The organism is Paenibacillus sp. YSY-4.3, from assembly GCF_054767475.1.
Genome location: NZ_BAABMC010000004.1, coordinates 113,344 through 131,144 on the forward strand (window position 1 = coordinate 113,344; position 17,801 = coordinate 131,144).

Annotated in this window: 23 protein-coding genes; 17 read left to right on the plus strand and 6 right to left on the minus strand. The window is 47.1% G+C overall.

Annotation, left to right across the window (positions count from 1 at the left end):
* Both ACYUJT_RS14880 and ACYUJT_RS14885 read left to right on the plus strand, forming a co-directional pair.
* Complete coding sequence (locus ACYUJT_RS14880) at window positions 1–1,467, plus strand: sensor histidine kinase (RefSeq protein WP_460323524.1); 1,467 nt, start codon at window positions 1–3, stop codon at window positions 1,465–1,467.
* 14 nt (window positions 1,468–1,481) lie between these two features.
* Entirely contained in the window at window positions 1,482–2,198 is a 717-nt protein-coding gene (locus ACYUJT_RS14885) for a response regulator transcription factor (protein ID WP_460323526.1), read from the plus strand.
* A gap of 227 nt (window positions 2,199–2,425) precedes the next feature.
* Here ACYUJT_RS14885 and ACYUJT_RS14890 read toward each other — a convergent pair whose 3' ends face one another.
* Window positions 2,426–2,590 carry a hypothetical protein gene (locus ACYUJT_RS14890; RefSeq protein ID WP_460323528.1) on the minus strand — a complete coding sequence of 55 codons (165 nt, stop codon included), beginning with the start codon at window positions 2,588–2,590 and terminating at the stop codon, window positions 2,426–2,428.
* A gap of 144 nt (window positions 2,591–2,734) precedes the next feature.
* Between ACYUJT_RS14890 and ACYUJT_RS14895 the strand changes: the two genes are divergently transcribed.
* On the plus strand, window positions 2,735–2,911 hold the full coding sequence (locus tag ACYUJT_RS14895; RefSeq protein WP_460323530.1) for a hypothetical protein: 177 nt from the start codon (window positions 2,735–2,737) through the stop codon (window positions 2,909–2,911).
* A gap of 123 nt (window positions 2,912–3,034) precedes the next feature.
* Here ACYUJT_RS14895 and ACYUJT_RS14900 read toward each other — a convergent pair whose 3' ends face one another.
* Window positions 3,035–3,889, minus strand: coding sequence for an alpha/beta fold hydrolase (locus ACYUJT_RS14900; RefSeq protein ID WP_460323532.1), 855 nt, complete (start codon window positions 3,887–3,889; stop codon window positions 3,035–3,037).
* 188 nt (window positions 3,890–4,077) lie between these two features.
* On the opposite strand from ACYUJT_RS14900, the gene ACYUJT_RS14905 reads away from it, so the two are divergent.
* From ACYUJT_RS14905 to ACYUJT_RS14915, 3 genes are all read left to right on the plus strand, one after another.
* Window positions 4,078–4,527, plus strand: coding sequence for a MarR family winged helix-turn-helix transcriptional regulator (locus ACYUJT_RS14905; RefSeq protein ID WP_460323534.1), 450 nt, complete (start codon window positions 4,078–4,080; stop codon window positions 4,525–4,527).
* Window positions 4,508–4,984, plus strand: a complete 477-nt coding sequence (locus ACYUJT_RS14910) for an extracellular solute-binding protein (RefSeq protein ID WP_460323536.1) — start codon at window positions 4,508–4,510, stop codon at window positions 4,982–4,984. The genes ACYUJT_RS14905 and ACYUJT_RS14910 overlap by 20 nt, the downstream gene beginning before the upstream one ends.
* Before the next feature lie 233 nt (window positions 4,985–5,217).
* Window positions 5,218–5,838 (plus strand): TetR/AcrR family transcriptional regulator, encoded by a 621-nt coding sequence (locus ACYUJT_RS14915; protein ID WP_460323538.1) that lies wholly within the window; start codon window positions 5,218–5,220, stop codon window positions 5,836–5,838.
* Between the two features lie 77 nt (window positions 5,839–5,915).
* Here ACYUJT_RS14915 and ACYUJT_RS14920 read toward each other — a convergent pair whose 3' ends face one another.
* The 3 genes from ACYUJT_RS14920 to ACYUJT_RS14930 all read right to left on the minus strand — a co-directional run bounded on the left by ACYUJT_RS14920 (window position 5,916) and on the right by ACYUJT_RS14930 (window position 7,875).
* Window positions 5,916–6,794 carry an NmrA family NAD(P)-binding protein gene (locus ACYUJT_RS14920; protein WP_460323540.1) on the minus strand — a complete coding sequence of 293 codons (879 nt, stop codon included), beginning with the start codon at window positions 6,792–6,794 and terminating at the stop codon, window positions 5,916–5,918.
* A gap of 37 nt (window positions 6,795–6,831) precedes the next feature.
* Entirely contained in the window at window positions 6,832–7,230 is a 399-nt protein-coding gene (locus ACYUJT_RS14925) for a nuclear transport factor 2 family protein (RefSeq protein WP_460323542.1), read from the minus strand.
* Between the two features lie 303 nt (window positions 7,231–7,533).
* A complete protein-coding gene (locus ACYUJT_RS14930; RefSeq protein WP_460323544.1) occupies window positions 7,534–7,875 on the minus strand; it encodes a winged helix-turn-helix transcriptional regulator in 342 nt (113 codons plus the stop codon).
* A 113-nt stretch (window positions 7,876–7,988) separates the two neighbouring features.
* On the opposite strand from ACYUJT_RS14930, the gene ACYUJT_RS14935 reads away from it, so the two are divergent.
* The 3 genes from ACYUJT_RS14935 to ACYUJT_RS14945 all read left to right on the plus strand — a co-directional run bounded on the left by ACYUJT_RS14935 (window position 7,989) and on the right by ACYUJT_RS14945 (window position 10,584).
* The gene (locus ACYUJT_RS14935; RefSeq protein ID WP_460323546.1) at window positions 7,989–8,378 is read left to right on the plus strand and encodes a RidA family protein; all 390 of its coding nucleotides are present in this window, start codon (window positions 7,989–7,991) and stop codon (window positions 8,376–8,378) included.
* Between the two features lie 60 nt (window positions 8,379–8,438).
* Window positions 8,439–9,383 carry a VanZ family protein gene (locus ACYUJT_RS14940; RefSeq protein ID WP_460323548.1) on the plus strand — a complete coding sequence of 315 codons (945 nt, stop codon included), beginning with the start codon at window positions 8,439–8,441 and terminating at the stop codon, window positions 9,381–9,383.
* Window positions 9,384–9,693: 310 nt separating this feature from the next.
* Window positions 9,694–10,584: a Vgb family protein gene (locus tag ACYUJT_RS14945; protein ID WP_460323550.1), complete on the plus strand. Its 891-nt coding sequence runs from the start codon at window positions 9,694–9,696 to the stop codon at window positions 10,582–10,584.
* 131 nt (window positions 10,585–10,715) lie between these two features.
* Here ACYUJT_RS14945 and ACYUJT_RS14950 read toward each other — a convergent pair whose 3' ends face one another.
* A complete protein-coding gene (locus ACYUJT_RS14950; protein WP_460323552.1) occupies window positions 10,716–11,558 on the minus strand; it encodes an NAD-dependent epimerase/dehydratase family protein in 843 nt (280 codons plus the stop codon).
* 119 nt (window positions 11,559–11,677) lie between these two features.
* Between ACYUJT_RS14950 and ACYUJT_RS14955 the strand changes: the two genes are divergently transcribed.
* The 8 genes from ACYUJT_RS14955 (at window position 11,678) to ACYUJT_RS14990 (ending at window position 17,783) form a co-directional block, all read left to right on the plus strand.
* On the plus strand, window positions 11,678–12,514 hold the full coding sequence (locus ACYUJT_RS14955; RefSeq protein WP_460323554.1) for a helix-turn-helix transcriptional regulator: 837 nt from the start codon (window positions 11,678–11,680) through the stop codon (window positions 12,512–12,514).
* 161 nt (window positions 12,515–12,675) lie between these two features.
* Complete coding sequence (locus ACYUJT_RS14960) at window positions 12,676–13,296, plus strand: uracil-DNA glycosylase (RefSeq protein ID WP_460323556.1); 621 nt, start codon at window positions 12,676–12,678, stop codon at window positions 13,294–13,296.
* Window positions 13,297–13,792: 496 nt separating this feature from the next.
* The gene (locus ACYUJT_RS14965; protein ID WP_460323558.1) at window positions 13,793–15,298 is read left to right on the plus strand and encodes a hypothetical protein; all 1,506 of its coding nucleotides are present in this window, start codon (window positions 13,793–13,795) and stop codon (window positions 15,296–15,298) included.
* 3 nt (window positions 15,299–15,301) lie between these two features.
* Window positions 15,302–16,051, plus strand: coding sequence for an ABC transporter ATP-binding protein (locus ACYUJT_RS14970; protein WP_460323560.1), 750 nt, complete (start codon window positions 15,302–15,304; stop codon window positions 16,049–16,051).
* Between the two features lie 2 nt (window positions 16,052–16,053).
* Window positions 16,054–16,206: a hypothetical protein gene (locus tag ACYUJT_RS14975; RefSeq protein ID WP_460323562.1), complete on the plus strand. Its 153-nt coding sequence runs from the start codon at window positions 16,054–16,056 to the stop codon at window positions 16,204–16,206.
* A 49-nt stretch (window positions 16,207–16,255) separates the two neighbouring features.
* On the plus strand, window positions 16,256–16,462 hold the full coding sequence (locus tag ACYUJT_RS14980; RefSeq protein WP_460323564.1) for a circular bacteriocin, circularin A/uberolysin family: 207 nt from the start codon (window positions 16,256–16,258) through the stop codon (window positions 16,460–16,462).
* A gap of 75 nt (window positions 16,463–16,537) precedes the next feature.
* Window positions 16,538–17,053, plus strand: a complete 516-nt coding sequence (locus tag ACYUJT_RS14985) for a stage II sporulation protein M (RefSeq protein ID WP_460323566.1) — start codon at window positions 16,538–16,540, stop codon at window positions 17,051–17,053.
* Between the two features lie 19 nt (window positions 17,054–17,072).
* Window positions 17,073–17,783: a YIP1 family protein gene (locus ACYUJT_RS14990; protein ID WP_460323568.1), complete on the plus strand. Its 711-nt coding sequence runs from the start codon at window positions 17,073–17,075 to the stop codon at window positions 17,781–17,783.
* Window positions 17,784–17,801 lie beyond the last annotated feature (18 nt).

The following is a 17,801-nucleotide window of genomic DNA, read 5'->3' on the forward strand; positions in this document are numbered from 1 at the left end:
ATGTCCATTCGGCTTAAGCTTATTTTAACGTATATTATCGGCATCATCCTGACTGCAGTAATCGTTACGGCGACAGGGATCGGTGTCGTCTCGGCTGTCTTTTCCTATTTCGCGAACAGTTTCATAAAGGAACAGACTGCGGAGGATGCGCTTCATCGAGGCATCGATCTGTTCGTAGACCTGCGTTATGCGGAGCGGTATATGCCAGAGGAGCTGGCATCCCCCTCGTTCGCTGAACAATTTGGAGATCGGCTGGAGCCGTTCGGGGGCTTCGTTGTTGTCCGGCAGGGGGATCAATGGGCAAGCTACGGTAAATTGAGAGAAGGGGAAGCGTTCCTGGCGCAGATGCAGAAGAACATTTCAACTTCTGGGAAGCATGCGGACGAGGTGTTCGTGATGAATGAGTGGGAGGGCCGCAATTTGCTCACCGTGCGCTATGATTTTCCTGGAATGGACGATCCCTTATCGTATTATCTCATCGCCGATGTGACGGAGACCGGGACCAAGGACAACCAGTTCCACATCTTCGTATTTATAGCCATTGCGGTTATATTCGGTATCATTCTGGTCCCTTTGATCTGGATCACGACGAAGGATATCGTAAGGCCGCTGCGGCAGCTCGAGCAGGGTTCCCGTCGAATCGCAGAAGGGGACCTGAACTTCAGTCTACACTCAGAGGTTCGCAACGAGGTTGGCAGCGTTATACGCTCATACGAGAAGATGCGGAGTGAGCTGCAGCTGGCGATCGGCGCGCAGCTGGCGATGGAAGAGAGCCGCAAACAGCTGATTTCGAATATTTCGCATGACCTGAAGACGCCGCTGACCTCGATTAAAGGATATGTGGAGGGAATTCGGGAAGGCGTAGCGAATGATCCGGAGAAGCTGAAGAAGTACATCGATGTGATTCATTCGAAGACGCTCGACATGGATCGAATGATTGACGACCTGTTCCTGTACTCCAAGCTGGATCTAGATCAGGAGAGATTCGACTTCGAAGCGGTGCCGCTGCAGGAGTTCTACCGGCAGACGCTGAATGAGCTGTGCATGGAATACGAGAGTGCGGGGGTTCGTTTGACGGGCGAGTACGAGGCCGGTGTCGACGCGGTTGCGACGATGGACGCCCAGAAGATCAAGCGTGTCATCCTCAACATTGTCGGCAATTCGGTGAAATTTATGGATAAACAGAATCCAACGATCCACGTTCATTTTGGTCAGCAAGCGGGGGAATGGGTTATAGCGGTGACGGACAACGGACCTGGGATGGATCCAAGCGAGGTGGAGCGAATCTTTGACCGTTTCTACCGCGGGGATGTAAACCGGAATCAGAACGTGGCTGGCACGGGGCTGGGCCTGGCGATCGCGAAGCAGATTGTCCGGCAGCATGGTGGAATGATTTATGCAAAAAGCGAGCCGGGGCGGTTCATGACGGTGATGTTTACCATCCCAATGGTTCAGAATAGAACGTGACTGGAGAGTGTGAGATGTCGAAGCGGAAGGTGTTAATCGTCGAGGATGATCAAGCGATCGCCGAGTTGGAGCGGGACTACCTCGAAGTTCATGGTTATGAGGTTACCCTTCGGGCAGACGGCAACGAGGCGCTCAAGGAAGCGCTAGAACAAGAATACGACCTGATCATTCTGGACGTCATGCTGCCTGGCATGGACGGCTTTGATCTGTTGCGGCGGATCCGGGAAACGAAGTTTATTCCGGTACTGATGGTCTCCGCCCGCAAGGAGGATATCGACAAGATCAGGGGATTGGGGTTAGGCGCGGATGATTACGTGACCAAGCCGTTCAGCCCGTCCGAGCTTGTTGCGCGGGTGCGGGCACATCTCGAACGGTATGACCGTTTGACGGGGGTTGCGGTTGGCGCTGGTGCTCCGCCGATCCGGAAGTCGCGTGAGCTGAACATCCACGGACTTGTGATTCAGGTCGATGCCAGGCGGGTGACGCTGCAAGGGAAGGAAGTCTCGTTCACGGCAAAAGAGTTTGATCTACTGCTCTTCCTCGCGGAAAACCCGGATCGGGTATACTCTAAGGATGCGCTGCTGGATAAGGTTTGGGGGATCGAGAACTTCGGCGATTCCGCCACGGTCACGGTTCATATCGGAAAGATTCGTGACAAGATCCAGAAGGACCCGTCGCAGCACCAGTTTATCGAGACGGTATGGGGCGCGGGATACCGGTTCAAGGTTTAATGTGGTGAAGGTAAAGACGTTTTTAAGAGACGGCTGGGATAAGGGATGGAAAGATGAGGTCCGGTTAGCTTTGTTTTGAAGCTAATGAGGACTTTTTTATTTATTCGAGACTATGCGGCCCGTCCTTTGAAAAGCAGATCTTTCTCAATTGGCCCTGATTCTCCACCGTCTGGTATCGGTGCAAGCTGCGATGAGCGGATCACAATAAACACTCCTCAGTTAAGAGGTTATTCTGCAAATTTCCCTTCTGAAAAAATATTCATTTTTGAAAATAGTTCATCGTGATCGATAGACACGTTGCTATCAATCCACCAAGTGACCACACCAAGCACGGCTCCGATGTAGGCCTCTATTTTGATTTGCATGTCGACGTTTTTCTCAGGTCTTAACATTATGCTTCGGTCGCCGGACTATTCGCTTATGGACATCTACAATTCCCTTGTTCGAGGCTTTAAGCTCTCGTATACAGCTGAAATGCTGAATGATATAAATACGTTTGACTTTTTAAAGAAGTCCCCTTGTTACAAATGCCCGTCATGTTTATACACGGAAGTCAAGAGAAGCATGTGATGCCTGAACTGATTCAGCGATTTGTTGAGCAGCTTGACGCTCCGGAAGGAAAACGACTGCTATGGTCAGATAAATCCTCCCATGCCTTCCATTTGGATGATGCGAGAGAAAATGAGCAAAGATTGATCCGGTATCTGCTTTAGATTTTACTTTCGTTTCATTAAAAACGTCAGGCTGGTATCATCAAGATGTTAATATTTTGTAAATGCAAAAAAGCCGGTTGTCTTATTCATAACCGGCTAATTGAAAACATATAAAAAAATTCATTATATAGAATCTGATTCAGTAGTATTCAAAAATTGAATCAGTTCCGCGTTGAATTCTTCGGCGTGCGTCACATTAAACCCATGAGGACCACCTTTAATTACCACAAGCTGACTGTTCGGAATGCGTTCATGCGCCTTTTGCCCGCTGAGTTCCAATGGAACGATGGCATCTGAATCACCGTGAATAACTAGTGTTGGTACGTTGAACTTATCTAAATCACCACGGAAGTCTGTCTTACTAAACGCTGCTATACAGTCAAGTGTGCCCTTTGGTGAAGCAAATGCTGCAATGTCACGATTGTATAATCGGAATTCTTCGCTCACTAGATCCGTTCTGTCCCCAGATGCGAAGAAGTTCGTCGTAAATTTATCGAGGAATGCAATTCGATCTGCCTTTACTCCATCCTGTAAGCCTTTGATTATTGCATCGTCAAATCCGCCGTCCGGATTATCCTCAGTTTTGTAAAGATACGGAGGTACTGCCCCTGCTAGTACAGCTCTTGATACACGCTCTGTTCCGTAAGTTCCGATGTAACGAGAAACCTCGCCTCCACCCATCGAGAAGCCAACCAATGTTACGTCACGAAGGTCAAGATGCTCCAGTATTTTGTGTAGGTCTGCCGCAAACGTATCATATTCATACCCATTCCATGGCTGTGAAGACTGCCCAAATCCACGACGATCATACGTAATTACTCGGTAACCAGCCTCAACTAATGCTGGTACTTGTTTTTCCCACGATCTCCCGCTAAGTGGCCAGCCATGGATTAACACTACTGGTTTACCAGATCCTACATCCTCAATGTGAAGCTCAATCGGTGCACCATTTTCAAATCCTACTGAAAGTTTACTCATTTCAAATTCCTCCATCTTCTCGTTTTAGTTTTACAAAATAATATTGTGCAAAATCCATTTCGCATTCCCATCTTACTTTCAATAAAAAATATTGTCAACAATTAAATTTCCCAAAATACTTTTTATTATTTAGGAGGTATGTTAAATTATTAATGCAGAGAAATACTAATCATTAGAGGGGTGTAACCATGGAGAATAACCCGCATAATCTCAAATTAGAGAATCACTTATGTTTCTCATTGTATGCCTGTTCACGGGCTATCTCACGACTTTATCGCCCTTACCTAGATCAACTTCAGCTCACTTATCCTCAGTACTTAGTCTTAGTTACCCTGTGGGAAAAACCGCAAAGAACAATTAAAGAGCTGGGTGAAGTGCTTAATCTTGATACAGGTACACTGACTCCGCTACTCAAACGTATGGAAGCTGTCGGTCTCATCGAGCGTCGTCGTGACACAGTGGACGAACGCGTCATGAACATTCTTATTACGCATGCCGGCAAAGCACTACAGGAGAAGGCATCGTGTGTTCCGCAATCTTTATTCGACGCAACTGGAATGAATAAAAAGGAATTGGATGAAATAACTGAAAGAATCACGCACCTTTTAGATCAGCTGAATGGAACGGCTGAGAAATAGATGCAATAATTTGTATACTAACAAAGAGAGCACTACGGGTACAGGTATTGGGGGTTCCGCTGTTTATCTATTTGATCGCGGCAACAAAGATTCCCTTCTCGGTGCCTGGGATTACTTGAAATACCTATCTACTCCTGAAGTGTCTGCAGACTGGTTTATGACTACGGGTTACTATCCAATGAATAATAAGGCCATGGAACTCGACGAAACGAAACGATTTATCGAACAAAATCCGCAGTATGAGATCATCCAAACGATTGTCGATAATTCCAAGGAGTATAAGAGATATCTTGAACCATGGGTTCCTTCTTTCACGGATATGGACAAGATGATCCAGGATGAAATTATTCGATTCAGCGATGGCAGCCAAGATATGCAAACGACCATTTCTAATATTGATACTCAAGCCAATCGACTGCTCCAAGATTGGCATAATGCGAATCCATCAGCTAAATAATTAGGCTATTCCTAAAACGATTAAACCCCGAAGGCTCACTTGAATGTGATCTGTTCGGGGTTTAGTTTGTATGACGCAAGTTGACCGCTGGTCCTGATCACATTGGAGGATGAGGGACGGCACCGGGGCTTTAGCACCGTATCATCCCTAAAAACGTTCAGCGGAAGAAGCGGGTTCGCCCGTAATTATAGTATAATTACTTATATGATTAACTGGAGAAAGGGGCGTAGACGGTGGCAAGAACGAAGGCCTTTGATACGAATGAGATCCTGCATAAAGCCATGGTTGTTTTTGGGAATCGTGGTTACGAAGGCACCTCGCTGCCGGATTTGATCACGGGGCTGGGCATTGCCCGCCAAAGTATATATGATACGTATGGAACGAAGTGGGAGCTGTTCTTCGCAGCAGTTAAGCATTATATGGATCAAAAGAATCAGGAGTTGAGGAAGCATTGCGAGGGGCCGGGAACGGCCGTTGACAAGGTGGAACTCGTATTCACTACGATCTTTAAAGTCCTAATGGACCCCGAACTGCGCTTGCAATGCTTCATTATTAGCAGCGCGATCGAGCAGGCGCCTCATAATGAGGAGCTGGCTGCTTATTTGCAGGCGAATATCGAGCTGTCGGAGCAGATCTTTTACACGATGCTGGAACGCGCGGTGGGAGAAAGGGAAATAGGCCCGGAGGTGAACATCCGAGACTTAGCCCGGTTCCTAGTGCATGAGCGGATCGCTTTGATCACGTCAGCCAAGCTCGGAATGGATGAGCCGAAGCTGTTTGGCATTCTACAGATGGTAATGTCGATCTTCCGGACGATGCAAGGACAAGGCAGCAAAGCGGCAGATTTCATATAAATGTAAACCCCAAAAGGCTCTCCTAGGGTCATCTTAAACGGTGATGACAGGAGAGCCTTTTTATTTTAACGTACCTCTTAGTTAATTAGATGGAAACCATGTTTATGCTCCAAAATGAATTGCTCCAGGGAACGGGGCTCCCGCCCGGTTACACGAAGTACCGTGTCCGTTACTTGATCCTCCGTTCCTTCGAGGCGAATACGGACATCCATTCCGGCCAGGTATTCGGCATAGCTCTCCGGCAAGCCGGCGGCCTTATGCCTCTCTGAAAGTTGCTCCGGTGTAACATGAATATGCTTGGCATCCAGGCCGGTGACGCTGCGGATCACTTTGGCCACCTCGTCATAAGTGAGTGATTCTGGTCCGGTAATGATATGCTCCCGGTTATGGGGCTCCTTGTCGGTCAGGGCATGAAATCCGACAGCTGCAATGTCATCTGCGTCGACGAAGCCTATCTTGCCGTCCCCGGCTGCAGTATAGATGTATCCGCTATGGCGCAAGGAATGTCCGTGTCCATGTCCGGCATCCGTAAAATTCTGCATGAAGTAGGAAGGGCGCAGTACGGCCCATTCTGGGGCATGCTCACGCAAGTAACGGTGAACGGGCCCGAAGATTGGACCGTCCTCCGAAATCGAGGCACTGGATAACAGGACAAAGCGCTTAACCGAAGCGTCAAGTGCTCTGCGGACAAAAGGAATCATGACTTCTTCAGGATGCAGACTCGCAGGTGCAACCAGATATACGGCATGGACGTCCTGCAGGAGGTCATCATGGTTAGCCTCATCAAACCAGTCGAATGAGACGTATTCACCAGCTTGTTCAACTCCGGGCTTGGGTGTACTACGGCCGGCTCTTTGAACTATATAACCTTGCTCGGTCAGCAGCTGTGCGATGCGGGAGGAAGTTTTGCCATATCCTCCGGTTAGTAGAATACGGGTTGATGCTTCATCATACATACGGTTAATCTCCCTCAGCTCGGATTGATGTCCGGTTTCAAGTTAGTGCCAATGGATTCCAATACTCCTTATAGTGGATGATCTTTCCATCTTGAACTTCGACTACGGCTATATAGCTTTGTTCATAAGATCTGCCTGTGACTAGGTTTTTGCCGCTTCCTTCGAACTGCGCAAAGAACACCGGGGCGTCGGCCGCTACATGAATGACCGGATTGGTGAATGAGGTGATATCAAACATCTTCTCTAGCTTCTTCACATACTGCTGCAGCGCCGCCTTCCCGTCCAGACGTTTAGGATTCGGGTCCGGGGTATAAGGAAATTCGAAGACTACATCGTCAGTAAATAAATTGAAAAATGCAGCATAATCCTTACGAATAAAACGGTCTGTGAAAAGTTGAATGAGCTGTCCGGCTTGCTCGTAAGACAAAGTACTCATTTCAGTTGCCTCGCTTTCTTAAGAGAGTGGGTGTCTTATCCAAAAATGGAAGGTATAGAGCCACTATATCACTTTCCGGACCAAACAGTCAAATAAATTTGGACTGATCGGTCAAAAATTTTCGCTTCTTTGGTAATTGGCTCACAAGTGGATATTTCGTCCTGGACCACCCATACGTATCACCAGACATTGCCGACATCACCCGAGCATATGATGTGAATGGTAAGTTTGTCATTGTAGGGGAAATTAGGGGTACAAATCCGGAAATAAGGCGAGCTGTTATACCAAAGAAAGGAAGCAGATTCAAGAGTGTTGGTTCTTCGCTCCCCACTCACATAGACCTTCCAAAATGGGCAGCAGTGTCTTCGCTTTATCTGTGAGACGGTACTCGACTTTTGGAGGAACTTGCGGATACTCTTTCCGCTCGACCATACCATCTCTCTCTAATTCTTTGAGTTGTGAACTCAGTATTTTATAAGTAATAGCCCCAATCTGTCTCTTCAGATCATTAAAACGAACCGGTTCGTTTTCTGCCAAAAGGTAAATAATCACCAACTTCCATTTTCCACCAATAACTGATAATGTATATCCAAACGGAGTGTCTTGAATATCTTTAACTTTACCTTTGTATTGAGCCATACCCATGTTTACACTATCCTTTCTGGTAGTATCTATCCACAAAGTGCGTACTGTTTTTTTAGCTGTCTCCATTTTATACTAATCGTACTTTAAGCTAAAGGAGTGTACAAAACAAAACAATGATGGCTAGAACTTATAATCACGGTGTTGCATGGGAAGAAGGCAGCGGCATTTCCCAAGGTTATTCCGTCAACGGCACGATTTACATTTCGGGGCAATTCTCCCACGATATGCAGAGCACTTTGATCGGCGCGGGAGATATAGAGGCGCAGACTAGGCAGACGCTAGAGAATCTTGATCGTGTACTGGCGGGATTTGGTGCCACGAGGTCTAACCTCGCTTATATTGAGATCTATCTGACCAATGTGAAAGAACATTTTGAGCCTTGCATTCAGCTGTTTAAACAATATATGGGGCAGCATCGGTCCGCTGGCAGTCTTATTGGCGTCACATCGCTGGCGTTCCCTGAGCAGCTGATTGAAATCAGTGCGATTGCCCATATGGACTGATGATAATAATGCCGAAGCATACAGGCATGTTGCCCCAGGAATGATAAGAGAGGTCTTCATATGTTAATAGGAAAAGCTCGAACCGCAACGATTATCGCACTAACTGCTTATACCGTACTTATGTTATATTTCCTGTATTTCGGCTTTGACCGGATCAATAGCATCCACGACGGGACGGATAGGTATAATCTGATCCCGGACGGCATTTCGCTATCTTTACCAACGGGTAACGTGACCTGGTTTTGGTTTTATAACTTTGCGAATTTTGCGGCGTTCCTGCCCTATGGGATGTTCGTTCCGCGAGTGGTATCGGTCCGGTTTCTCCGGTTCTTAGGGCTGTTTCTCGTTACGATTTCGATTCTTGAAGCATTGCAATGGGCGACCGGATTGGGAAGCTTCGATATTGACGACATTCTCACAAATGTGCTAGGGGGTGTCGTCGGGTATATGGCGCAGAGATGGGTGCCTCGCACGAAGGATACCTTGAAGGGCATAGGGATGATTTTCGCCGCGGCGGCTCTGTTCTCGCTCGGAACGATCATTACAGTCCAGGGGATAAATCATTGGATTGCGAAGGCAACGAGCGTCGAGGCAGGCAGAGAGGTCGGGATCGACAGTCTTCCGGTGAAGGAAGGTTCGATCTCCTGGGACCCCAGCCCCGCTGGATTTGAAGTCGGGGGCTATCAAATGGAGCCTCAGGTGAATTTGTTGAGCAGAGAGAACCCGGGATCGACGAGTGTAACGTACGCGTTGGATGGGAAGTATTTGACCTTCTCCGGTAACATGGGCGTTCCGGACCACATCCCTCAGGGTGAAAGTACGGTGATCATCGCCGTGGACGGCGAGGCCAGCGTGAGCACTGTCAGCAGCGAATACGCCAGTTATTTTGAATTAGACGTGTATCGGGCGAAAGAGCTGACCATAACGATCAGGAATGAAGACGATAAGCCAAATACGAATGTCGTGCTATGGGATATGATTCTCACGGAAATAAAGAATCGATAACGAGATAAACCTTATTATAAGTTACGCTATTAGTTGCTAAGCGAAGAGGGCCGGTATTTATACAGCCGTTAGGCTTTAATTACGCAGTAAAAATTCGTGTTCGTAAATCGCATGAATCCTTTCAAAAACGTTCCGTGCTTGATCTTTAAATTTTAATTCCGCAACCTGACCTTTCAGGAGATACACACCTGTCTTATTCTGGTGTTCTCCGAGCGCACCTTCATACAGCTTGTTGGCTCCGTGGGTAGGCGGAGCAAAAAACAATTTCATTAACACGGTAACCAATATAGGCAGACCGGAGGTAGTATGTATGACGGTCATGATCCATGAATATATTGTCAAGACGCAAGACTCGGGGCCATACGGATTAACGAGGGGAAAAGACGGTGCCATGTGGTTTACGGAACAAAGGGGCAATCGAATCGGGCGAATAAATGCCGCGGGCGAGATCAATTCGTTCTCCCTACCGACAGAGAATGCCGGAGTGATGTCGATTATATCGGATCGGAGCGGCGACTTTTGGTTTACGGAGTATCAAGCCAATAAGATCGGGAGAATGTCGTTAGATGGCTATTTTACAGAATATGAACTTCCTCTCGCAAATTCAGCGCCTTTCGGCATAACGGAAGATAGGGAAGGTGCGATTTGGTTTACGGAAATGAATGGCGGAAGAATCGGAAGGTTAACCGCATCGGGAGAGATGACCGAGTTCGAGTTGCCTAGCCCGGATACATTCCCTTCATTTATTGTTCCCGGATCAGACGGAGCATTATGGTTTACACAGAATCAAGGGAATTCGATCGGTAGAATCACCACCGAGGGTGATATTACGGAATTTCCCATACCAACCCCGAATTCCGGACCTGTAGGCATTACGAGCGGCCCTGACGGGGCATTATGGTTTGTACAAATTATGGGCAATAAAATCGGAAGAATGACAACTTCAGGCGAAGTAAAGGAATTTATGATACCGACATCGAATGCTAGGCCCCATGCTATCATTTCCGGTGAAAATGAGGATCTTTGGTTCTCGGAATGGGGCGGTAACAAGATCGGACGAATTACGGTTCAAGGAATGATTACAGAATATCAAATCCCTACTAAACACGCAGAGCCCCACGGTATAGCGATTGGTGAAAATGGGGATGTTTGGTTCGCTGAAGAGTGCAATCAAATTGGACGTCTCAACATCTCCCCATAGCAGCATTAGCCGACCACCTCATGTTACCCATCTTGGGGGCATTTAGCTTATCAACTTCACCGGAAACTATAAAAGGCAGGTTCTTGCAAAAAAAGACATAACCCCGCAACTAGTGGGGTTATGTCTTTACCTTACAATGCACCTGCATCTCTTGCCGAATAGAACGACGGGTAAATCGGTCGATAATGTAGTTCCTCTCTTATACGCGTTGTATCGACGATCATATCCCATGGATCATAATCCTGCTGCAGTGCTTCTGACGAAATTTCGCTATGATGAAGCTGGAGCAATTCCGCAACGGAGATCGGCGCATCGTCGGCAACATTGTAGATTCGGCCATCAATACCTGGAGTAGAAGCTGCGAGTATCAGAGCTTGGCTTATATCCGCATGGTGCGCCATATGGATTCGTTTGGCCGGATTCCAATTACGCAATAACGGCAGAACCTCCGTGATATGGGGATCGTGATCACCATAGACGAACGGAAACCGTACGATGCGCAGTCCCAATCCCTGTTCGCGATGAAGTCGCAGCAGCGCCGCTTCAGCTTCCACTTTGGTTTGAGGATAAGCAAAGGTAGGATTAGGCTCGTCATCTTCATGTTTCGGCCTTGAATGCCCCCCAGAACCGTATACATTATTAGTACTGGAAAAAACAAACCTGGGCACATCCGCCTTCAACGCAGCGCGAGCTAACGCTATGCTTCCATCGATGTTGGATACTCTTGTGGTGTTTTCGTCTACACCGCGAAACTGCGCGGCCAAGTGAACTACTACATCAGTGTCCCGCAGAGCCTCAGCATAATGGTCTGGCTGCAAAAGATCGCCTTCTAAAAGTTCAGCCCCTAGCTGGTGAAGCCCCTCCGCCCTTGCAGAGTCCCTTACCAATAGCCTCACGTGATGACCGCGCTGTAACAAACGCGGAACAAAACGGCTTCCTACTTTACCTGTGGCCCCTGTTACAAAAAGGTTCATTTTTCAAAACCTCCTAAGTTTTTTTAATGCTATACTGGCAGTATAATAGAGTGTGCGAGCAGCTTCCTTCCTGCGTTTATCGTATGATTGGAAGTGTCAGGCTAAAGGGGGAGTTGTAAATGGATAACATTCCTTCCAAAATGTCGTTAGGTGGATTTTTACGGTCGCGTCGGGAACGCCTTACTCCGGAAGATGTAGGGTTAGTATCCTATGGGCGGCGGCGGACCCCGGGTCTTCGAAGAGAAGAAATAGCTCAGCTAGCTCATATCGGAACATCCTGGTATACCTCCCTGGAACAAGGGCGAAGTGTCAATCCATCGGAGGACGTATTAAATAACATAGCCAAAGCGCTGCGATTGACGGAAGATGAACGTCGCCACCTCCATCTTCTCGCAAGGCCGGTCCAACAGGAACCGGTGGAAGGTCAGCGGTTAACTGCAGGTTTGGAAGGGACGATACGGGCTCTGGAACCGCATCCGGCGTTTGTGATTGGACGGTATTGGGATTTGTTGCTTTGGAACAAAGCGGCCGAGCTCGTTTTCCGATTGCCAACCTTCTCAAGTCACATGCGAGAGAGACCCCATTGGATGAGACATCTTTTGACGGATGTACAGTTTGGATTAAACATAATGGATTGGGAAGCCAGGGTGAGAGTCTTAATTGCACACTTTCGTGCGGATTACGCACGCTTCCCTAATGATGCAAGGTTTAAGGAGCTTATTGATGAATTCATGCAGATTAGCCAGCTGTTTCGCGAGGTCTGGCCGCTGCATGACGTTCAGATCGCAACGGATCGCCGCAAACGGGGGTATGATCCTCGTATCGGGGAGATGGAGTTTGAACATGTTACCTTGCAACCGTCGAACAATCCGGATCTGAAGCTCATGATTTATACAGCTTCAACGGATACGGCTGCGTGTTTGCGAAGTTTAATGAACGATCGGGAGCATGGATAGCAGATTCTAATAACACAAGGGCCATCACGCAAAATGGTGGACTAAAGACTTGCCGTTGCAGACAGTACGGAGAACCGTACCTCAAGTAGTGGCAAGTTTTTTTGTTGTGGGTGGGCATAATAGATCCATTGCGTGTGAAAGGAAGGAGCTGCAACAAGAAGATGGATCAACCTTTTGTAGTCTTACCTGAAGAACAAGCGCCTCAAGGTATAGAGCATTGTGAACTGTGCGAACTATCCAAGCAGCGGAATCGGGTCATCTGGGGTGAAGGAAATCCGAAAGCTTCGCTTATGATGATTCTGGATAATCCCGGAGCCCGGGAGGATCGGGAAGGAAATTCGTTTCTATGCGGTACCCGAGAAACGCTCCAATTCGGCATGAGGGAGTCGGGGATAGATGTAAATGAGGTTTATGTCACCTATTTGCTAAAACGCCGACCGATGCGTGCCTACAATAAGCCTGAGACTAGAGCCGCGTGTCTTCCTCATTTACAGATGCAGATCTTTCAGAAGCAGCCGCTTGTACTATTTGGATTTGGAAATGTCGTGGCGGAAGCCTTATTCCCTGATACGGAGAGTGCCAGCGTTAAGGAATTACGAGGCAGCTGGCAGGAGTTTCAGGGTACGCCAGTCGGCTTCACCTATCACCCGCTGGCAGTAAGAAGACGACCCAATCTATTAAGTTTCTTCGTAGAAGATTTAAAAGCTTTGAGGGAGAAGTGGAAGGAGATTCAACACGTTAGGGTAGAGAATGACGAATTTTCGGAGATCCGAAATAAATAAGGGCAAGTTTTTTGCGGAATTGGGAATAAGGTCTCAGAGACGCGCATCGAAACCCCATGTGGTTGTAAGCTGCGTTGAACCCGCATCCATTATTGCAGCAAATTCTCATCCCTATGGGATGAGGTTTTTTTTGTTGTCAAAAATAAGGGAGGGGATCTCAGGGGAAGGAACGAAGATCCTATTCAAAAATATGGATATATTGTAGAAAGTTGGTACGTTAATCCTATGTATTAATATTCCATATTAAGATATATTTATATGCAAATGATGGGGCCTCAAGGTAAGGGGTTGGTTACACATTACATATTTGACTCGATGGCTCAAATGGAGATTGTTTATTCGTTGGAGGAACGAGTGGAAGAGCAGAGCACGGTTATTCTTCCTGCTACTCTTTTGGGAATTGATTAAAATGGTTGCCTACTTTTTGGGAACCGCATTCCTGATAAGCAAATTTGTGAATTCGAACGAAGGTGGTATCGATCATCTGCATTTGATTTTGGCGATAGTTAGTTTTCTAATGATCGCGGCCTCCACTTTGAGCGGGATTAAATCGGCAAAGTGGGAACTCAATACGCAAGATGACTTCTTATTGCAGAATGTGTGGTTTTCAGAGCAGATCAAACATCTGCTCCTTCGCCTTGAGGATATTCTTTGGGATGCCAAACAGTGGATTTCATTCTTGCTTCCGGTACTGGCCGCCATTCTATGGACAACGCGCATTCCACCTCTCCATGCCATGTGGATTCTTGTCTTGTCGTTTCTGGTCTTTACATTCCTCACTCAGGGAATTGCAGCGTTGTATTCCGGAATCCTTAAGACAAGAGACCGAAGTCGGGCTGCACTCGTTGGAACGATGGCAGGAGCGGTCATTACTCGCACGGTAATCGTGGCGTTCTGTACAATTGCGGGAAGAATTGCCGCTCCATGGGTGAATACTATCCCTCTCACTCAGAGAGAACTGGATGTGCAAGCTTTGGAGACATGGCAGCGGGAAGGTTCGAAACTCTTTATGGAGGAAATCCAGGATGTTTTGCACTTTCTGCTGGAAAGTTGGTGGCCTCATGTTGTATTGGCCGATCTGTTTATGCTCCAAGCATCTGGTTGGTTGATTCTTTGGGCGATCGTGTTCGGCGGTGCTATCATTTGGACAAGGTTAAGCGCTTTCTCGCGCCAAAATCGGCAAATTGCTCTTAATAAAATATTGGAAACCTTGTATGGAAAGCTGCATTCGATTGTACCGGCGAAGGACGCAGGATTGTTATCCGCACGAATTAAGGTGTTCTGCCGTAGCAGTTATACCCTCAGAAATCTCCAGGCTCTATTTGGAGGCATAGGATTTTGGATCCTAATCGGCATATTCTCCGGGATGCTGAGCGGAGTCAATGTTGAAAAGGTTGAATACGCTGTCTTGAGCTTTATGTCGTTCATGATTATGTACTTCTTGTCGTTCGAGTTGTACAGCTCTCTATCAGGCAAAATTTCACTAGAAGCAAGCGGCGAGCGAATCATCCTCGATCTCATGGCAGAGAGAACGCTCTGGAATGAATTGCAGCAGCAGTGGAGTATTCACAAGCTGCTCGCTTGGCCAATCTTTGCATTGGGACAGTTGGTGGTTATCTTGCTATCGGGGAAGTTCTCGATACTACTTCTGCTGCTCTTGCCGGTCCAGGCCATCTATGTTCGGTGCTTTACGTTGATCTGCCATATTCCAAGTGTGATCCATCCGAGATTCGACTATTTGAATCCGGAACAAATTCAAGATTATCCCGAAAAGGAAGTTATCAGGGGTATCATGCACTATATCGTACTCGGTGTCATTCTCCCTGCCGCGCTGTTCCCACTAATCTTGTACATGGCGGACTATATTGAATTCTTCTGGTTCGTCAGCCTGCAATACATCGTAATTCCCGGTCTTATGTTTGGGGTTGCGGCAATTGGTTTGCGTTTGATGAAGGCCAGATTGCACCGTTGGATTGACATCAACGATCTTCATTTAAAGTAGGCGGTGATTTTCATAGCTACGATTTTATCCTTATCAAAGATTTCCAAACGGGCGGAGGAGAAAGCTATACTTTCTGATGTTAGCTTCGATATCCTCCCCGGGTCGATTATCGGTTTCTTAGGTCCGAACGGAGCAGGCAAGACCACCACGTTGAAGATTGCTGCGGGACTTGTAAAGCCAACTTCCGGGGAGGTCTTCGTTGGGGGCGTATCCTTAACCGAACAAAGAAAAATCGCGAAGCAAATGTTGACGTTCATCCCTGATAACCCGTTATTATATGATGAATTAACCGGCAAAGAGTACATCCGCTTCTTCATGGACTTGTTCGCGGTGGATGTTCCTGCCAAAAAGGTAGACGACGAGATCGAACGATTCAGATTCCAATCGGAGTACAATAAGCAGATACTCCACTATTCGTTAGGAAACCGCAAGAAACTCGCATTGCTATGCGCATTGCTGCGGCGTTCCCCACTCCTGCTGCTGGATGAGTATATCTCGGGCTTAGATCCAGTGAACTCCATCCTTATTCGGGGAATATTACACGAATACGTAAAAGGCGGCAACTCTATTCTTCTCTCTACGCATCAATTGGATATCGTAAAGTCGTTCTGCGATGAGGCGATTTTTATAAACGAAGGATGTATTGTGGATCGGCGTACACTGCCCGAGATTTTGCAAGACAACGAATCGATCGAATCTTACTTCTTATCCCAGCTGCAATCTAGCGAGACTGCGCAAAAAGGAATTAGGTGAATATGAAACCAACAAAGAATCTTATGCGCATCATGGTTATTTTGTTCGGAGCTCCTCCGCTTCTCTATCATTTGTACTTCGGAAACTGGATTTTCACGGCTGTTGTTACGGTAAGTATTGGAATGATGCTTGGCTTAATCGGCTTCAAGAAATGAAGCGAGCCCTTGTGCGAGACAAGGGCTGCTGGAAAGGAGGTGATAAATTATGCTGGAACTTATTATTGCTGATTTGACTGCATACACAGGTATATCCACAGCCTGGGCTACAGTCATCATCGCCGCGATCAACGCCGGTTCTACGGTCATCGCACTTGCATCCATTTTCGCAAGCGCAGGTCTTAGCGCAGGTCTCATTCTAGTTGTAAAAGAGTTCGTCAAGAAGAACGGTACCAAGGCAGCTATCGCCTGGTAACATACGTTAGCTTTCACCGATAGGATAAGGGGTGCCACCCTTATCCTATTCACCTAATTCAAGGGGTGGAAATATATGCAAAATTACTTTCGCCGCAATCGGTGGTTTCTTTTGGCCTCAGCAGGCTGGCTTCTATTTTCCTTCTTTGCCGGATGGGCTTTCGTAAGTGGAATGTCTAGTGAGATCGGGGCTTCCCCTGTAGTCTCTCGGCAAATTGACCATCTGGACAAAAGTGTACTCCCTATATTGACTCAGAACTTGTTTACAAGCGCCTTGTTGATTTCAGGCTTATTTTCCTTGTCACTTCCGACGATCATCATCCTGTTTCTTAACGGATTCTGGTTTGGGGCAAGCCTGACCAGCCGTTATATGGATGGAGTTTCCGCGCTCGAACTAGCTCTTAAGATCGTCCCGCACGGCATATTTGAAATCCCAGCATTAATTATTGCCGGATTCGTAGGATTTCAAGGGATTACCTTCTATATCCATAAGCAACGTCCATGGGCGTATTACCTTAAGAGTATCCTTTTGATGTGCTCACTCTTGATCGCCGCGGCGATTGTAGAAGGGCTCATCACATCGAAGTTATAAAAATGGAGGTGAAGTTCCAATGGAGAACGGTCACTTGGTCGCTGTGAATACAAATCAGAAACAGACGAAGCTCTCTCATCTCCTTACGATCCTTTATGCACCTACGAGCACCTTTCGTGCGCTTGGTCAGTCTCCGAAGCTCAGATGGCTAATTCTCATTCTATTGGTGGCCCATATCGGGATAACGTTTTTCGTTTCCAAAGGCCTGCTGGAGACTCGCGAAATACAAGAGCTTCTGAATCAAAACGAAATACAAATGCCGCCTATAGTGTTAAATTTGATTAAATTTTTTATTATCTTGTTCTCATCGCTATGGTATTTCTTTATGCTGTTTATCGTGTACTTATTACAACTCGCGGTGGTTAAGATTATGAAGCTGCCGATCGGAGGAAAGCTGCTCGGCGCAATCATCCTGTTATCCCAAGTTCCTCAAATCATTGGAAAAATCGTTCAGTTACCTTTTTTTAACCCGGAGCAACTCCAGAACGAAGAAACACAAATTTCTATCGGTAGCCTTGGCCTCCTCGTATCGCAATTCACGACAGACGGCACGTTCATTCGATTGGCTGCGAATGTGAATATTTTCGAAATATGGAGCTATGCATTAATCGCATTAGGCATCTCTGTGGCCACAGCATGTTCCATCAAGAAAGGGTTCATCGCTTCCTTTGCCATCTGGGCTCTTGTATTCGTTCTGAACGCGGCGGTCATTTTTCTGCTGCCTCGATAATCAGTGGTGAATCGAATG

Coding starts and splice junctions, on each gene's coding strand:
- ACYUJT_RS14935 (WP_460323546.1), top strand. CDS start 7,989: ATGATGGCTAGAACTTATAATCACGGTGTTGCATGGGAAGAAGGCAGC.
- ACYUJT_RS14950 (WP_460323552.1), bottom strand. CDS start 11,558: ATGAACCTTTTTGTAACAGGGGCCACAGGTAAAGTAGGAAGCCGTTTT.
- ACYUJT_RS14955 (WP_460323554.1), top strand. CDS start 11,678: ATGGATAACATTCCTTCCAAAATGTCGTTAGGTGGATTTTTACGGTCG.
- ACYUJT_RS14940 (WP_460323548.1), top strand. CDS start 8,439: ATGTTAATAGGAAAAGCTCGAACCGCAACGATTATCGCACTAACTGCT.
- ACYUJT_RS14885 (WP_460323526.1), top strand. CDS start 1,482: ATGTCGAAGCGGAAGGTGTTAATCGTCGAGGATGATCAAGCGATCGCC.
- ACYUJT_RS14985 (WP_460323566.1), top strand. CDS start 16,538: ATGCAAAATTACTTTCGCCGCAATCGGTGGTTTCTTTTGGCCTCAGCA.
- ACYUJT_RS14920 (WP_460323540.1), bottom strand. CDS start 6,794: ATGTATGATGAAGCATCAACCCGTATTCTACTAACCGGAGGATATGGC.
- ACYUJT_RS14980 (WP_460323564.1), top strand. CDS start 16,256: ATGCTGGAACTTATTATTGCTGATTTGACTGCATACACAGGTATATCC.
- ACYUJT_RS14960 (WP_460323556.1), top strand. CDS start 12,676: ATGGATCAACCTTTTGTAGTCTTACCTGAAGAACAAGCGCCTCAAGGT.
- ACYUJT_RS14945 (WP_460323550.1), top strand. CDS start 9,694: ATGACGGTCATGATCCATGAATATATTGTCAAGACGCAAGACTCGGGG.
- ACYUJT_RS14990 (WP_460323568.1), top strand. CDS start 17,073: ATGGAGAACGGTCACTTGGTCGCTGTGAATACAAATCAGAAACAGACG.
- ACYUJT_RS14910 (WP_460323536.1), top strand. CDS start 4,508: ATGGAACGGCTGAGAAATAGATGCAATAATTTGTATACTAACAAAGAG.
- ACYUJT_RS14905 (WP_460323534.1), top strand. CDS start 4,078: ATGGAGAATAACCCGCATAATCTCAAATTAGAGAATCACTTATGTTTC.
- ACYUJT_RS14890 (WP_460323528.1), bottom strand. CDS start 2,590: ATGTTAAGACCTGAGAAAAACGTCGACATGCAAATCAAAATAGAGGCC.
- ACYUJT_RS14880 (WP_460323524.1), top strand. CDS start 1: ATGTCCATTCGGCTTAAGCTTATTTTAACGTATATTATCGGCATCATC.
- ACYUJT_RS14975 (WP_460323562.1), top strand. CDS start 16,054: ATGAAACCAACAAAGAATCTTATGCGCATCATGGTTATTTTGTTCGGA.
- ACYUJT_RS14925 (WP_460323542.1), bottom strand. CDS start 7,230: ATGAGTACTTTGTCTTACGAGCAAGCCGGACAGCTCATTCAACTTTTC.
- ACYUJT_RS14895 (WP_460323530.1), top strand. CDS start 2,735: ATGTTTATACACGGAAGTCAAGAGAAGCATGTGATGCCTGAACTGATT.
- ACYUJT_RS14930 (WP_460323544.1), bottom strand. CDS start 7,875: ATGGGTATGGCTCAATACAAAGGTAAAGTTAAAGATATTCAAGACACT.
- ACYUJT_RS14900 (WP_460323532.1), bottom strand. CDS start 3,889: ATGAGTAAACTTTCAGTAGGATTTGAAAATGGTGCACCGATTGAGCTT.